Origin of the sequence: Sulfitobacter sp. R86518 (assembly GCF_042466275.1) — a bacterium.
Classification (GTDB): Bacteria; Pseudomonadota; Alphaproteobacteria; order Rhodobacterales; family Rhodobacteraceae; genus Sulfitobacter; species Sulfitobacter pontiacus.
In genome coordinates this window covers 1,054,432-1,068,666 of record NZ_JAXHCA010000005.1, presented here as the reverse complement: position 1 = coordinate 1,068,666, position 14,235 = coordinate 1,054,432, and the positions used below count along the sequence as shown (strand labels likewise).

Genomic DNA, 14,235 nt, shown 5'->3' with positions numbered 1-14,235 from the left:
GCTACCCCCGTGCCGCCTGACGCGAGGTGCGGCGCGTCACCAGCAAACGGTTGATGAAGGCCAGGACAAAGATCACCGTCAGGATCAACACGATTGTCGGAGCCGGTGCGCTGTCCAGAAAGAAGCTGGCGTAGACGCCCGCGAACATCGACAAGAGGCAGACCAACACAGATACGATCAGCATCGGGCCAAAGCTGCGCACCACCAGAAAGGCAATCGCCCCCGGTGTGACCAGCAACGCCACCGCAAGGATCAGCCCCGTCGCCGTCAGCGTCGCCACGATGGTCAGCGACAACACCGCCAGCAACCCATAGTGCAAGACCCCCGTGTGCAGCCCGCTGGCTTGCGCCTGCGCGGGGTCAAAGGCGTGCAGCAGCAGATCTTTCCACTTGAGCACCAGAAACGCCGTCACAAAGGCCGAGATCAGCCCCGCCGTCCAAAGATCCTGCGCGCCGACGCCCAGCATATTGCCGAACAACACGTGATCCAGATGCTGGTTCGTGGTGATCGAGGTGTACATGATGATGCCGATCCCGAACATGCCCGAAAAGACGACCCCCATCACGGTGTCCTGTTTGATCCGGCTGTTATAGCTCAGGTATCCGGTCAGCATCGCGCAGGACATGCCCGCGGCAAAGGCCCCTACAATCAACGGCAGCCCCGTAATCCAGGCCAGCACGACCCCCGGCAGAACCGCATGGCTGACCGCATCGCCCATCAAGGCCCAGCCTTTAAGCACCAGAAAGCATGACAGCAACGCCGTCGGCGGGGCGACCAGCAGGACGATCCAGAAAGCGTTCTGCATGAAGGGAAACTGAAAGGGAAACAGCAACGTCTCGATCATGGGGCCACCCCGTCTCGCAAGGATTTGAGCGCCGCCGCAGCCTTGCGCCGCGCGGCCAGCACGCCGTGTTTGGGCGCAAAGACAAAGGCCAGCAGGAAGATCGCGGTTTGCAGCGTGACGATCACCCCGCCCGTGGCACCGTCCAGAAAATAGCTGGCATAGGCCCCCAGAAAGCTGGTGATCGTGCCGATCAGCACCGATACGATGATCAGCCGTGGGAAACGGTCGCACAGCAGATAGGCCGTCGCCCCCGGCGTCACGACCATTGCGATCACCAGAAAGGCCCCGACGGTCATCATCGCCGCCACCACCGCCGCCGACAGCAGCATGAAGAACACCGCCTTCAACAGCTCGGGCCGCAACCCGATGGAGCGTGCGTGGTTTTCGTCAAAGAAGGTGACCATCAGGTCTTTCCACTTCAGCAGCAGCACGGTCAGACAGACAACCCCGATGATCGCCAACTGCACGATATCCTGCGGCGCGATGGCAAGGATATTGCCCATAATGATGGTCTGGATGCTAACCGACATGGGCGATAGCGACACCATGAATAGGCCCAGGCCGAAAAATGCGGTAAAGATGATGCCGATGATCACGTCGATCTTCAGCCCCGACCGCCCCGACAGAAACAGCATCGCCCCCGCCGCCATACCGCCCGCCAGAAACGCGCCAAGCGCAAAGGGCAACCCCAGCATATAGGCCCCCGCCACACCGGGCACGACAGAATGGCTCAGCGCGTCGCCGATCAGCGACCAGCCCTTGAGCATCAGATAGCACGACAGAAAGGCGCAAACCGCCCCCACCATCGCTGACACCCACATGGCGTTGAACATATAGTCATAGCTGAACGGCTCTAGCAGCAGGTCGATCATGTGTCGTCCTCGGAAGTGTCGATGCGTTCGCCGTAATGCACGAAGGGGCGTTCGTCGTCGGTGATGATCCGCAGCTCGCGCCCGTCGTCATCATCGTGCAGGTCTTGCCCCCCAAGGGTAAAGTGCCGCAGCACCCCGCCAAAAGCCGTTTCCAGATTGTCATGGGTAAAGACTGTTTCCGTCGGCCCATAGGCCAGCACCGTGCCCTTGACCAAGACGGTCCGGTCACAGAATTCCGGGACAGAGCCCAGGTTATGCGTCGACACCAGCATCACCCGCCCTTCGTCGCGCAACTCGCGCAGCAGGTCGATGATCTGGTCCTCGGTCTTCACGTCTACGCCGGTAAAGGGTTCGTCCAGCAGGATCACCTGCCCGTTCTGCGCCAAGGCGCGCGCCAGAAAAACGCGTTTGCGCTGCCCGCCGGACAGCTCTCCGATCTGGCGGTGGCGGAACTCGGTCATGTTGACGCGGCGCAGAGCATCGTCCACCGCCTCATGATCGGCGGCTTTGGGACGGCGCAGGAACCCCATGTGCCCATAGCGCCCCATCATTACCACATCCTGCACCAGCACCGGAAAGGCCCAATCGACCTCTTCGGACTGCGGGACATAGGCCACAAGGTTTTCTCGCAACGCCTGTTTGACCGTCTTGCCCAGCAGGGTGATCTGCCCCTGCGCGGCGGGCACAAAGCCCATGATCGCCTTGAACAGCGTGGATTTCCCCGCCCCGTTCACCCCGACCAGCGCTGTGATCGTACCGCGCGGGATCTCGAAGCTGGCATCATAAAGCGCGGTGTGGCCGTTGCGATAGGTCACGGTCACATCGGTGGCCTTGATGCCGATCGCATCGGGCGCAAGGCTGACATCTGGGGTCGTCGTGGGGGCGGGGTGCATATGGGTATCCATTTACTTCAGGCCTGCATCCAGCCCGTCCGCGACAGTCTGCGAGGTGACGCGCAGCAAGTCCAGATAGCTTGGCACGGGCCCCTCGGCGGTACTGAGGCTATCGACATAAAGCACACCACCATAGGCCGCGCCGGTTTCCCGCGCGACCTGCTTTGCAGGCGAGGTATTCACCGTGCTTTCACAGAAAACGACCGGAATATCATTGTCGCGCACGGAATCGATGACTTTGCGCACCTGCTGCGGCGTGCCGGTCTGGTCGGCGTTCATCGGCCAGAGGTACAGCTCTTTCATCCCGAAATCCCGCGCGAGGTAGCTGAACGCGCCTTCGCAGGTCACCAGCCAACGCTGGTCTTCGGGGATTTGCGCAATGCGGTCCCGCAGGGGCGTGATCGTATCGCGGATTTCTTGTTTATAGCTTTCGGCATTGGCGGCATAGGTCGCCGCGTTGTCAGGGTCGTGTTCGGCAAAAGCTGCCGCGATGTTGTCGACATAGATCAGCGCGTTATCCAGCCCCATCCAGGCGTGGGGGTTCGGCTTGCCCTCATACTCCCCCTCCCCGATCGAAATCGGCTCCACCCCGTCGGTCAGCGTCGCCGACGGAATATCCCCGAGGTTCGAGATGAACTGCTCGAACCACAGCTCTAGGTTCATGCCGTTCCACAGGATCAGATCGGCATCCACCGCGCCCACGATATCGCGCGGGGTGGGTTCATAGCCGTGGATTTCCGCACCCGGCTTGGTGATCGATACCACCTCTGCCGCATCGCCACCCACCTGCTGCGCCATATCGGCAAGAACCGTAAAGGTCGTGACGACTTTGAAATCAGCCGCAACAGCAGGCACGCCCGCCATCGCTGCAACACCAAGAACCGGAGCAAAAACCGACGCCAGCACATTCTTTCTCATTCTGTTCCTCCAAGGACCAATGCGTTCGCTAGATGTAAATGCGAATTAGTCGCATATGTCAAACATGCAAATAAGAATAGGTCGCATAAACTTGCGGGCAAGATGAATCTTGCGTAACAAGAAGGCAGACGAGAAAGGACATCGGTTTGACCCACAGCGCTGATTACAAGCAATTGCTGCGTGAAGCGGGCCTGCGGGTCACGCCACAGCGCACAACCATCGTATCGCTGCTGGCGGAAACCGACGATCACCCCAATGTCGAAGACCTGTATGAAAAGGCGCGCAGACTTGATGACACTGTGTCTGTCGCCACGGTCTATCGCACCATGTCAGTGCTTGAAAACGCAGGGCTGGTGCGCAAACTGGTGCTGGATGATGCCCCTGCCCGCTACGAGATGATGCCCCACACGGACCACGACCATCTGGTCGATGTCGACAGTGGGGATCTGGTGGAAATTCCAGGGACCGAGATCGCGACGCTGCTGGATCGTGTCGCGGCCGAGATGGGCTATGAGCTGGTCAGCCACCACACGGTCATTCGCGCCCGTAAACTTTAGGTCTGCGTCTGATCCGCAAGCGATCTGACCATCGCCGCCGCACCGGCCGAGATCGTGCGCAGGATCACCTCGTCCGGGATGTCACGGATCAGCCAGTCGCGCATCGGGCCAAAGGCTGACAGGAACACCATCAGATTGGCAACGATATCAAGCCGTTGATCGTCGCTGTGCATCCCCAGACGCGGGGCAAGCTGGTCGGCCAGATCCTTCATCACCGCAAACTCGCGCGCGTGCAGGGCGCGGCGGTCTTCGGCCTGCATATGCGGCACGCATCGATAGGCCAGCAGCGTGCCATCCCGTTTCATCGACCAGCTTTCGCGGAAGTATTTCTCGAACGCGTCCTCAAGTGACAGGTTTTCATCCAGCAGGATGATCGGCAGCGTCGACACGTCCTCGCGGAACCACAGCTGGTTCAGCAGGCGGCGCAGGATGTCGTTCTTATTCGCGATATAATCATAGATGCTGGCCTGATTGACGCCCGAGCGCGCACAGATGTCGCGGATCGTGGTGGCGGCAAAGCCTTTCTCAAGAAACAGCGACAAGGCCGCCTCGCAAATCTGTTCGCGGCGGCTTTGGATCAGCGACTGGTTCTGCACGCTGGTAATCTCCGCCTCTGCCAGCATTTGGGTGCGCAGCGCAGACAGCCGATCGCTGCGAATGGCCGTCGTGGATGTGTCGTGCATGGGGCTGTCCTTCATTTGACGTAAATCCTATCGGCTTTCGATATGCGAAACAACCGGCAGCGTGCAGACGCGCCTCACGCAAAACCCCCGCCGGTACGGGGACCGACGGGGGCAGTGTTTTTCCGGCGATATGGGGCGGATTTAGTCGCCCAGACCCAAGGCCACAAAGCGCGGGTCACCTGCGCGGCGCACCAACAGCAACAGCGACTTGCGGCCGCCGTCTTTGGCCTCGGTGATCCGGTCCTCCAGATCGGTGATGGACAGGATCGGCTGTTGGCCCGCCTCGGTGATGATGTCCCCGACACGCAGGCCTTTCTCGAAGGCTTCCGACATCTCGTCCACCTCGGTCACGGCTAGACCCTCGACTGAATCATCCGCCCCAAGCTCGGTACGCAGATCATCCGTCAGCGGCGTGATTGTCAGACCAAGCACCGACTTTGACGCAGGCGCTTCGGGCTCTGCCTCATCCTCTGGCTCAGGCGCAGACGCCCCTGCGCCTTCGGCATTTTCGCGGCGGCCCAGCTTGACCTTGAGCGTCTGGGATTTTCCCTCGCGCAGGACAGTCACGCGGACCGAGGCCCCGACGGTGCTATTGCCCACCTGACGGACCAGACCGCGGGTGTCTTCAACCTCGACCCCTGCAAAGCTGAGGATCACATCACCGGTTTTCAGGCCTGCATCCTTGGCGGGGCCGTCCGGTACATCGGTGATCAACGCGCCGGACGCTTTGGCAAGCCCCATCGCGTCGGCCACATCCTGAGTAACGTCCTGAATACGCACACCCAACCAGCCGCGACGGGTTTCGCCGAATTCCTTAAGCTGGTTCACAACACGCGTCACGACATTCGACGCCATCGAGAAACCGATCCCGATGGAGCCGCCGTTGGGCGACAGGATCGCGGTGTTCACGCCAATGACTTCGCCGTCCATATTGAACAACGGCCCGCCGGAGTTGCCGCGGTTAATGGCAGCGTCCGTCTGGATATAGTCATCATAGGTGCCCGACAATGCACGGTTGCGCGCCGAGACGATACCGGCCGAGACGGAAAACCCCTGACCCAGCGGGTTCCCCATGGCCAGCACCCAGTCACCAACGCGGGCGGCATTGCTGTCGCCGAAGCTGACAAAAGGCAACGCGCTTGGGGCTTCAACCTTAAGCAGGGCAATATCGGTGTTGGGGTCGGTGCCGATGACTTCGGCCTTCAGTTCAAGGCCAGTGAAAAACTCGATGGTAATCTCGTCCGCGCCTTCGATCACGTGGTTGTTGGTCACGACGAACCCGTCTTCAGAGATGACAAACCCCGACCCAAGCGCCGAAGATTTGCGTGGCGCGGGGGCTTCGCCACCATTGTTGCGGTCGCGGAATTCCTTGAAGAAATCCTCGAAGGGGGAACCTTCGGGCACGATGCCACGGGGGCCCGTGCGCCCTTCAACGGTGGTGGAGGTGGTGATATTCACGACCGACGGGCTGATCTTTTCCGCAAGCGGCGCAAGGCTTTCGGGTTTGGCCAGTGCGACCACGGCCTGCATCAGGACAAAAGCCAGCGCCAGCATACCCATCATCAACCATTTGATCTGGGGCGATATTGCGTCGGTACGCGACAGGGAAACGGCCTTTGGCTGCATTCGTCAACTCCGGTTTTATAAGGGGCGATACACCCCGTTTGTGTGTCCTTGGCAGAGTGCATCTGCAAACCCACTGCTGCAAGGTGAAAGATGGTCATCCTCACGCGCATGTCAACGCGACCCTCGGTTTCTATGCGAAATTGCCGTCCATCATCCCGTTGATCCTGTGGTCATGTCCCCAAACGAAACAGGGGCCGGCATTTCTGCCAGCCCCTGTTTGAAAGTGCACCGTGGATAGGATCAGTTGCCGGTCCCGGTGGTAGTCGCGCGTTGGCTGCGGCTGCCTTCGTCCGACTTGAGATAGTTAAAGAACTCGCTGTCGGGCGACATCACCATGGTAGAATTCTCGCCCTTCAACGCTTGCTCGTAAGCGCTGAGCGAGCGGTAGAATTCAAAGAACTCCGCATCCTTGGAATAGGCTTGCGCGAAGATCTTGTTCCGCTCGGCGTCGGCCTCACCTTCGGTGATACGGGCATCACGACGGGCTTCCGACAGGATTTCCTCGTAGGTACGATCCGCAAGGGCGGTGACACGTTGCGCCGCCTCGCGGCCACGGGCGCGTTCATCGGTCGCTTCGCGGTCACGTTCAGCGATCATCCGCTGCAGGGTCGCGTCAAAGTTCTGCTCTGGCAAGTTGGTCTGGCGCAAACGCACATCGACCACATCCAGACCAAGCGCCTGCGCACGCGCGTCTGAACGTTCGCGGATCTGGTCCATCAGGGCAGAGCGTTCGGGCGACAGGATGGTGTTGGATGTCACCCCCTGCGAGCCCAGAACCGCACGGATCTGACCGTCAAGAATACCGTTCAACTGGATTTCAGCCTGACGGCCGCCGTCGGTGCCAAGCGCCTGACGGAACTGGCGCACGCTGTTGATGCGGTACAGCACAAAGGCATCCACTTCGAGACGACGGTCATCGGCGGGGGTGACCTCGATCATCGGCGTTTCAAGCGACAGGATACGGTCGTCGTAGCGGACGACCTCGTCCAGCAGCGGGATTTTGAACCCGATGCCCGCGTCTTCACGCACCTGTTTGATCTGGCCGAAACGCAGCACCAGCGCGCGTTCACGTTCGTCCACGATAAAGATCGACGACAGGGCGACAACGGCTGCGATCACAACCACGGGGATGAGGATATTGAGTTTACGCATCAGTTCGATCCTCGGTTGGAGTTGCGGAGTTCATTGAGCGGCAGGTAAGGCACGACCCCCTGCCCGGTTCCGTCAGAGCCGTTTTCGAGGATGATCTTGTCCACGTCTCCCAGTACTTTCTCCATTGTCTCGATGTACAGACGACGACGGGTCACATCGGGTGCTGCTTCATATTCCTGCAATACCGCTTCAAAGCGGCTTGCCTCACCCACGGCGTCGTTGACCACACGTGCGCGGTACCCTTCGGCGGCTTCCAGCAGGCGGGCGGATTCACCACGGGCTTCGGCGGTGCGGCGGTTGGCATAAGCGTCAGCCTGACGTTCGACCCGATCGCGTTCCTGTTCGGCAGCTTGCACGTCGCGGAAGGCGTCGATGACGGATTCCTGCGTCGTGTTGCCATTTGCATCCGTCACGGTGACCGTCTGGCTGGGCGGATCCACCTTGTTGAAGTTGACGCGGATGATGTTGATCCCGGTCTCACGGTTATCAAGCGTGGTCTGGATCAGCTCGCGCGCGGAGGCTTCGATGGTGGCACGGTCACGGTTGAGGATCGGTGCCAGCTCGGACTGGGCGATGATCTCGCGCATGGCGGATTCAGAAATCGCACGCACCGCCATTTGCGGATCCCGCAGCGAGAACTTGAAGTTCTCGGCGTTCTTCACGTTCCAGACGACCTGAAAATCGATATCGACGATGTTTTCATCCGTGGTCAGCATCAGCCCTTCGTTGTCGTCGCCACTGCGTCCTGCGCCAATGGTTTCGGCGCGGTTGGTGGTCACGTCAAAGACTTCGGCAGTGACAAAAGGCCAAGGGGCAAAGTTCAGGCCCTCTGTCCCGATACCAGAAAATTCGCCAAGGAAGAGTTCGATCGACTGCTGTTCAGGGCGCACGGTATAAAAGCTTGCCATCCCCCAGACGACAGCGGCCGCCACCAGACCCAGACCCACTGTGCCGCGGGTGAACTTGGGGCCTGCGCCGCCCATATTCCCGCCAGAGCCGCCGGAGTTACGGGTGCCGCCTTTGCCGCCCATGAGGACGCGCAGCTGTTCCTGACCCTTTTTCACCAGATCGTCGATTTCGGGCATCTGACCTTTGTCGCCACCCGGACCGCGCCCGCCACCACCGGTGGGCCGCTGCCCTCCGGGCCGGTTGCGGTCGCCACCATTGTTCCCACCGCCTGAGTTTCCTCCGCCGCCCCAAGGACCGCCTGTATTTCCAGCCATTAATTCTTCCCTATGTATGGCCGCTACAGCGGCCCTATCCCAACCGCCTACGCGGTTTTATCTTGTGCAGAGTTGGGCATATTCGCCCGAACTTCAAGCAGTGCGTGTCGGACTGCGCATGGTGACCAGCTCTTCGGACATGGTCGGGTGCACGGCGCAGGTCGCGTCGAATTGCTCTTTTGTCAGCCCCGCCTTCACGGCAATGCCCACCAGCTGGATCAGCTCGCCCGCGTTTGGTGCGACGATGTGGCACCCCAGAACGACGCGTGTTTCCTTGCTGACGATCAGCTTCATCATCACACGTTTGTTCTTTTCGGCAAAGGCCGTTTGCATGGGCCGGAACGACGCCGAATAAATCTCGACCGGTTCCTGCTCTGCCGCTTGCTCTTCTGTCAGGCCGACGGTGCCGAATTCGGGCTGTGTGAACACGGCCGACGGGATCAGATCGTGATCCACGGGCGTCGGGTTGCCGCCAAAGACGGTTTGCACAAAGGCCATGCCTTCGCGGATCGCAACCGGTGTCAGGTTCACGCGGTCGGTGACATCGCCGATGGCATAGATCGACGGGACGCCCGACTGGCTGTATTCGTCGACTTCGACTTCTTGGCGACGGCCCAGCGACACGCCGACCTCTTCCAGCCCCATGCCATCGGTATTCGGTGCGCGCCCTGTGGCGAACAGCACCATATCAAAGACCTTTTCGGCCCCGTTGGAGGCTTTGACCCAGATCGGCCCCTGCGTGCCCGCGCGCGCGTCGCAATTGTTCAGCTCGTTCGATTGCTCAGCCGTGGCCCCCATCGCCGCGTCAGAGTTGCTGGGCATGGTGCCCGCCTCGTGTTCGGATTCCAGCGCCATTTCGACGATGCTGGTGCCGCAGTGGATATCGACGCCTGCATTTGTCATCGATTCAGCGATCAGCCCGCGGGCCTCGTCATCAAAACCGCGCAGGATCTGCGCCGCGCGGTTGTACATCGTCACCTCGACGCCCAAGCCATTCAGGATGCAGGCGAATTCACAGCCGATATAGCCGCCACCCACAATCAGGATCGACTTGGGCAGGCTTTCGAGATGGAAGATATCGTCCGACACGATCCCAAGCTGGGCGTTCGGCACGTCCGGGCGTACCGGACGGCCGCCGGTGGCCAGCAAGATGTGTTTGGCCGTGCGGGTTTCGCCATTGGCCAGCTGCACCGTATGCGCATCCTTGATCGTGGCGCGCTGGTCATAGGTATCGACCTCCGAATTGGCCAAGAGCTTGCGATAGACGCCTTCCAGCCGGTCCAGTTCAGTGTTCAAACGGGTTTTGAACGCGTGCCAGTCGAAGGTGCCCGGCTTGATGTCCCAGCCAAAGCACTGCGCCTCGTCCACCAGCTCGGCATAGCCCGAGGCAAAAACCATCAGCTTTTTCGGCACGCAGCCCCGGATCACGCATGTCCCGCCATAGCGGTCTTCTTCGGCGAGGGCGACTTTGGCCCCGTATTCGCCCGCCGCAACACGCGCGGCGCGCACGCCGCCGGAACCGCCACCAATGACAAAAAGGTCGTAATCAAAATCGCTCATCTGGGCCGGGGCCTTTCTTTGTTAATCGCTCAGGTCGGAGAACAGGTTATCCGTCTCGACAAACTCCATCTTATCGCGATCAACAGTGCCTTCGTTGATGTCGCGCACTTCGACGCGGCCATCGCCATAGCCGATCACCACGGCATCACAGATATCAATGAATAGCCCGTTTTCAACTACGCCCGGCATCTGGTTCATGACCAAGGCCATCTGGCGGGTGTTGCCGATCCGCTTGAGATGCAGGTCAAGGATGTAGTTCCCCTCGTCCGTCACGAAGGGGATGTCGCCGTTCATACGCAGCGTGGAATTGCGCCCCAGCACGTCCATCGACACCAAAGTCTCTTCGACAAGCGCTTGTGTGGTCTGCCATCCGAAGGGAATAACCTCTACCGGAAGGGGAAATGCGCCCAGTGTTTCGACCTCTTTACCGATGTCGGCAATCACGACCATTTGATCAGATGCGGTGGCCACGATCTTTTCTTGCAGCAAGGCACCGCCGCCGCCCTTGATCAGGTTCAGCTCTCCGTCGAACTCGTCCGCGCCGTCGATGGTCAGGTCCAGCCACTTGGCTTCATCAAGGCTGATCACCTCGATCCCCACTTCGCGCGCCAGCTGCGCGGTACGGGTCGACGTGGGCACGCCCTTGATCCGCAAGCCGTCGTCGCGCACCATCTCTCCCAAGCAGCGCACCAGCCACGCGGCGGTAGAGCCGGTGCCCAATCCGACGCGCATTCCGTCTTCTACAAATTGTGCAGCGCGTTTGGCGGCGACAAATTTGGCCTTATCGATGGGTGACAATTCTCCGGTCATGGCAGCGACTCCTCGTTAATCGACGCCCTTATAGACGCAGCCGCGCCGGCGCGCGACCCTCAAAACCGCATTGTCGTCGCGTCGCGTGGCCTGCGGGCGGTGACACATGGCCTGCGCCACGGTGCCACGGGGGTGTTATGCGCCGATAATCTGGATAGAGTACCGCAAACCGCGCAGATCGGTCGTTTTCAATCGCCCGCCTCCGGCGCAATGGGATACCACCGGCCTATGACCGATTACACGCTGCACTACGCCCCCGACAATGCCTCCCTGATCATCCGCCTCGCGCTCGAGGCGCAGGGCGTGGCCTATGACACCTGTCTGGTCGATCGCGCGGCGCAGGGGCAGTCTGCCCCCGCCTATCGCGCGCTGAACCCGCACGGGCTGATCCCCGCGTTGCAGACGCCGGACGGGCCGATGTTCGAAACCGGCGCAATCCTGCTGTGGCTGGCGGACCGGCACGGGGGGCTGGCCCCTGCCGCGACGGATGCCACGCGGGCGGATTTCCTCAAGTGGTTGTTTTTCGTTGCCAATACGGTGCACCCTGCCCTGCGTATGCTGTTTTACCCTGATAAATACGTGGGCGCTGACAACGCCGCCCAAGACGCGCTGCACACAACCGTAACCCAAGCGTTGCAAACCCATCTGCGCAGGCTGGAGGACCGGGCCGCGGCGGATAAGCTGCCCCTCGCGCTTGCGCTTTACGTCGCCCCGCTGTTGCGCTGGTGTGCGCTGTATCCGCGCAACCGTGATCGCGGCTGGTTCGATCTGCGCGCCACCCCGCATCTGCACGCGCTTTGCGCTCGGGTCGAAACGCTCCCCTGCACGGCGGCCGCGCAAACCGCCGAAGGGCTGGGGCCCACGCCGTTTACCGCGCCCCACCTTGCCACCCCACCCATAGGAAGTGCCACCTGATGTTTCTCTCTGTCTTCGATATGTTCAAAGTGGGCATCGGCCCGTCCTCCTCGCACACGATGGGGCCGATGGTGGCGGCGGCACGGTTTCTGGACCTGATGCGCGCCTCCCCGTTCAAATTCGCGGGCCTGCGCGCATCGCTGCATGGCAGTCTGGCCTTTACCGGTGTGGGGCACGCCACGGACCGCGCCACGATCCTTGGCCTCGCGGGGTTCACGCCGCAAGACTACGATAATGACCGCGCCGAAGAGGTACTGGCCGAGATCAACCGCACGCAGACGATCACCCTGCCAGACCTTGGCACGCTGAGTTTCGCGCCCAAGTCCGATATGATCTTTGACTATGACACCAAGCTGGACGGCCACGCCAACGGGATGATGCTGATGGCCACCGACGCCCAAGGCGATGTCACCCTGCGCGAGACGTATTATTCCATCGGCGGCGGCTTCGTTATGACCGAAGCCGAACTGGCGGCGGGCAAAGACACGGACCAAGGCGCGCCGGTGCCCTTCCCGTTCAAATCCGCAACCGAGATGCTGCAGATGGCGGCAGAGTCCGGCAAGAGCATCGCCCAGATGAAACGCGCCAACGAGGAATCGCGCGGCGGCGCGGCGCAGCTGCGCGACGGCACCAAGCGGCTGTGGCAGGTGATGAACGACTGCATCAACCGCGGGCTTGAAACCGATGGCATCCTGCCCGGCGGGTTGAACGTCAAACGCCGCGCCAAGGCGATCCATGATGCGCTGGTCTCGGAGCGCGGCCAGAACCAGCGCGCGCCCCACACGATCAACGACTGGATGAGCGTTTACGCTATGGCGGTGAACGAGGAAAACGCCGCCGGTGGGCAAGTCGTCACCGCCCCCACCAACGGCGCGGCGGGTGTGATGCCCGCGACCTTGCGCTATTTTCTGGATCACGTCCCCGGCGCATCAGAGGCGCATATCGAGGATTTCCTGCTCACCGCTGCGGCGATCGGCGGGCTGGTCAAATTCAACGCGTCGATCTCGGGGGCGGAAGCGGGCTGTCAGGCCGAAGTGGGCAGCGCCGCCGCCATGTCCGCAGCCGGGCTCTGTGCCGTGATGGGCGGCACGCCGCAACAGATCGAGAACGCCGCCGAAATCGCGCTGGAACATCATCTGGGCATGACCTGCGACCCCGTGCGCGGTCTGGTGCAGGTGCCTTGCATCGAACGCAACGGGCTTGGCGCGATCAAGGCGGTCTCCGCCGCGTCGCTTGCGCTGCGCGGCGACGGCACGCATCTGGTGCCGCTGGACGCCTGCATCGAAACCATGCGTCAGACCGGTGCGGATATGTCTGAAAAGTATAAAGAAACCTCGCTTGGGGGGCTGGCGGTCAACGTCCCGAACTGCTGATCTGACGCAGCGGCACGCGGCCCCACCCGCGCTTGACCCCACCGCGGAACTACAACAGTCTGACAGCCGTCAGGAAATTTGCGGGAGGGCAAGATGGAACTGAAACAGGCAATGCAGGAACGGCGCAGCATCCGGGGCTTCAAGAAAGACCCCGTGCCGCGCGCCCTGCTGGAAGAGGTCATCGCACTGGCCAATCGCGCTCCATCCTCGATGAACACCCAGCCGTGGCATCTGCATGTGCTGACCGGCGAACCGCTTGAGAAAGTCCGTGAAGGGAATTCGACCCGTATGTTGCAAGGCGTGCCGCCGGTGCGTGAAATCAGCGATCACGGGGCCTATGCCGGTGTCCATCGCGACCGTCAGGTCGGCATCGCGAAACAGCTCTTTGCTGCCATGGGGATCGAACGCGACGACAAGGAGCGCCGTCAGGATTGGGTGATGCGCGGCTTCCGCCAGTTTGACGCGCCGGTGTCCATCGTCGTCTGCTTTGACAAGTCGCTGGATGACAACGGCACCATCGCGCATTTCGATCTGGGCGCGGTGACCTACGGCCTTGTCCTCGCCGCGTGGAGCAAAGGTCTGGGCTGCGTGATCAACGGTCAGGGCATCATGCAATCGCCTGTGGTGCGTGAACATGCGCAAATCCCCGACGATCAGGTGATCATGACCTGCGTCGCCATGGGCTGGCCGGACGAGGATTTTTCGGCCAATGCCGTCGTCTCTACCCGCCGCCCCGTCGAAGAGGTCACGCGGTTCGTCGGCTTCGACGATTAACGCCCTACGGCCTTAAGCGCCTTGAAAACCAGCGT

At 61.3% G+C, this 14,235-nt stretch carries 14 protein-coding genes; 4 read left to right on the top strand and 10 right to left on the bottom strand.

Annotated elements, in window-relative coordinates; translation table 11 throughout:
* Position 1: 1 nt before the first annotated feature.
* The 4 genes from SJY36_RS06065 to SJY36_RS06050 are packed head-to-tail and all read right to left on the bottom strand — an operon-like array spanning position 2 to position 3,527.
* Positions 2 to 844, bottom strand: a complete 843-nt coding sequence (locus tag SJY36_RS06065) for a metal ABC transporter permease (RefSeq protein ID WP_074635675.1) — start codon at positions 842 to 844, stop codon at positions 2 to 4.
* Positions 841 to 1,716 (bottom strand): metal ABC transporter permease, encoded by an 876-nt coding sequence (locus tag SJY36_RS06060; protein ID WP_005852566.1) that lies wholly within the window; start codon positions 1,714 to 1,716, stop codon positions 841 to 843. Before SJY36_RS06060 ends, SJY36_RS06065 begins: the two co-directional genes overlap by 4 nt.
* Positions 1,713 to 2,609 (bottom strand): manganese/iron ABC transporter ATP-binding protein, encoded by an 897-nt coding sequence (locus SJY36_RS06055; protein WP_386176460.1) that lies wholly within the window; start codon positions 2,607 to 2,609, stop codon positions 1,713 to 1,715. The genes SJY36_RS06060 and SJY36_RS06055 overlap by 4 nt, the downstream gene beginning before the upstream one ends.
* Positions 2,610 to 2,621: 12 nt before the next feature.
* The gene (locus SJY36_RS06050; RefSeq protein ID WP_009826617.1) at positions 2,622 to 3,527 is read right to left on the bottom strand and encodes a metal ABC transporter substrate-binding protein; all 906 of its coding nucleotides are present in this window, start codon (positions 3,525 to 3,527) and stop codon (positions 2,622 to 2,624) included.
* A 146-nt stretch (positions 3,528 to 3,673) separates the two neighbouring features.
* Between SJY36_RS06050 and SJY36_RS06045 the strand changes: the two genes are divergently transcribed.
* On the top strand, positions 3,674 to 4,084 hold the full coding sequence (locus SJY36_RS06045) for a Fur family transcriptional regulator (protein WP_386173649.1): 411 nt from the start codon (positions 3,674 to 3,676) through the stop codon (positions 4,082 to 4,084).
* Here SJY36_RS06045 and SJY36_RS06040 read toward each other — a convergent pair.
* The 6 genes from SJY36_RS06040 to rpiA form a co-directional block, all read right to left on the bottom strand.
* A complete protein-coding gene (locus tag SJY36_RS06040; RefSeq protein ID WP_235183770.1) occupies positions 4,081 to 4,767 on the bottom strand; it encodes a TetR/AcrR family transcriptional regulator in 687 nt (228 codons plus the stop codon). The genes SJY36_RS06045 and SJY36_RS06040 overlap by 4 nt on opposite strands.
* 141 nt (positions 4,768 to 4,908) lie before the next feature.
* Positions 4,909 to 6,393 carry a DegQ family serine endoprotease gene (locus SJY36_RS06035; protein ID WP_386173647.1) on the bottom strand — a complete coding sequence of 495 codons (1,485 nt, stop codon included), beginning with the start codon at positions 6,391 to 6,393 and terminating at the stop codon, positions 4,909 to 4,911.
* Positions 6,394 to 6,633: 240 nt separating this feature from the next.
* On the bottom strand, positions 6,634 to 7,545 hold the full coding sequence (gene hflC, locus SJY36_RS06030) for a protease modulator HflC (RefSeq protein ID WP_009826613.1): 912 nt from the start codon (positions 7,543 to 7,545) through the stop codon (positions 6,634 to 6,636).
* Positions 7,545 to 8,768 carry an FtsH protease activity modulator HflK gene (hflK, locus tag SJY36_RS06025; protein ID WP_386173644.1) on the bottom strand — a complete coding sequence of 408 codons (1,224 nt, stop codon included), beginning with the start codon at positions 8,766 to 8,768 and terminating at the stop codon, positions 7,545 to 7,547. The genes hflC and hflK overlap by 1 nt, the downstream gene beginning before the upstream one ends.
* 93 nt (positions 8,769 to 8,861) lie before the next feature.
* Entirely contained in the window at positions 8,862 to 10,328 is a 1,467-nt protein-coding gene (locus tag SJY36_RS06020; protein ID WP_341205357.1) for an FAD-dependent oxidoreductase, read from the bottom strand.
* A gap of 21 nt (positions 10,329 to 10,349) precedes the next feature.
* Positions 10,350 to 11,138, bottom strand: coding sequence for a ribose-5-phosphate isomerase RpiA (rpiA, locus tag SJY36_RS06015; RefSeq protein ID WP_005852551.1), 789 nt, complete (start codon positions 11,136 to 11,138; stop codon positions 10,350 to 10,352).
* 228 nt (positions 11,139 to 11,366) lie between these two features.
* Here rpiA and SJY36_RS06010 point away from each other — a divergent pair, with 228 nt between their 5' ends.
* From SJY36_RS06010 to SJY36_RS06000, 3 genes are all read left to right on the top strand, one after another.
* Positions 11,367 to 12,053: a glutathione S-transferase family protein gene (locus SJY36_RS06010; protein ID WP_386173641.1), complete on the top strand. Its 687-nt coding sequence runs from the start codon at positions 11,367 to 11,369 to the stop codon at positions 12,051 to 12,053.
* The gene (locus SJY36_RS06005) at positions 12,053 to 13,426 is read left to right on the top strand and encodes an L-serine ammonia-lyase (protein ID WP_386173639.1); all 1,374 of its coding nucleotides are present in this window, start codon (positions 12,053 to 12,055) and stop codon (positions 13,424 to 13,426) included. Before SJY36_RS06010 ends, SJY36_RS06005 begins: the two co-directional genes overlap by 1 nt.
* A gap of 93 nt (positions 13,427 to 13,519) precedes the next feature.
* Positions 13,520 to 14,200 (top strand): nitroreductase, encoded by a 681-nt coding sequence (locus SJY36_RS06000; RefSeq protein WP_037943891.1) that lies wholly within the window; start codon positions 13,520 to 13,522, stop codon positions 14,198 to 14,200.
* The last annotated feature ends 35 nt before the right edge of the window (positions 14,201 to 14,235 follow it).

What these genes read in the sequence shown, in the direction of transcription:
- SJY36_RS06065 (WP_074635675.1), bottom strand. Translation starts at nt 844, where the DNA reads ATGATCGAGACGTTGCTGTTTCCCTTTCAGTTTCCCTTCATGCAGAAC.
- SJY36_RS06060 (WP_005852566.1), bottom strand. Translation starts at nt 1,716, where the DNA reads ATGATCGACCTGCTGCTAGAGCCGTTCAGCTATGACTATATGTTCAAC.
- SJY36_RS06055 (WP_386176460.1), bottom strand. Translation starts at nt 2,609, where the DNA reads ATGCACCCCGCCCCCACGACGACCCCAGATGTCAGCCTTGCGCCCGAT.
- SJY36_RS06050 (WP_009826617.1), bottom strand. Translation starts at nt 3,527, where the DNA reads ATGAGAAAGAATGTGCTGGCGTCGGTTTTTGCTCCGGTTCTTGGTGTT.
- SJY36_RS06040 (WP_235183770.1), bottom strand. Translation starts at nt 4,767, where the DNA reads ATGCACGACACATCCACGACGGCCATTCGCAGCGATCGGCTGTCTGCG.
- SJY36_RS06035 (WP_386173647.1), bottom strand. Translation starts at nt 6,393, where the DNA reads ATGCAGCCAAAGGCCGTTTCCCTGTCGCGTACCGACGCAATATCGCCC.
- hflC (WP_009826613.1), bottom strand. Translation starts at nt 7,545, where the DNA reads ATGCGTAAACTCAATATCCTCATCCCCGTGGTTGTGATCGCAGCCGTT.
- hflK (WP_386173644.1), bottom strand. Translation starts at nt 8,768, where the DNA reads ATGGCTGGAAATACAGGCGGTCCTTGGGGCGGCGGAGGAAACTCAGGC.
- SJY36_RS06020 (WP_341205357.1), bottom strand. Translation starts at nt 10,328, where the DNA reads ATGAGCGATTTTGATTACGACCTTTTTGTCATTGGTGGCGGTTCCGGC.
- rpiA (WP_005852551.1), bottom strand. Translation starts at nt 11,138, where the DNA reads ATGACCGGAGAATTGTCACCCATCGATAAGGCCAAATTTGTCGCCGCC.
- SJY36_RS06010 (WP_386173641.1), top strand. Translation starts at nt 11,367, where the DNA reads ATGACCGATTACACGCTGCACTACGCCCCCGACAATGCCTCCCTGATC.
- SJY36_RS06005 (WP_386173639.1), top strand. Translation starts at nt 12,053, where the DNA reads ATGTTTCTCTCTGTCTTCGATATGTTCAAAGTGGGCATCGGCCCGTCC.
- SJY36_RS06000 (WP_037943891.1), top strand. Translation starts at nt 13,520, where the DNA reads ATGGAACTGAAACAGGCAATGCAGGAACGGCGCAGCATCCGGGGCTTC.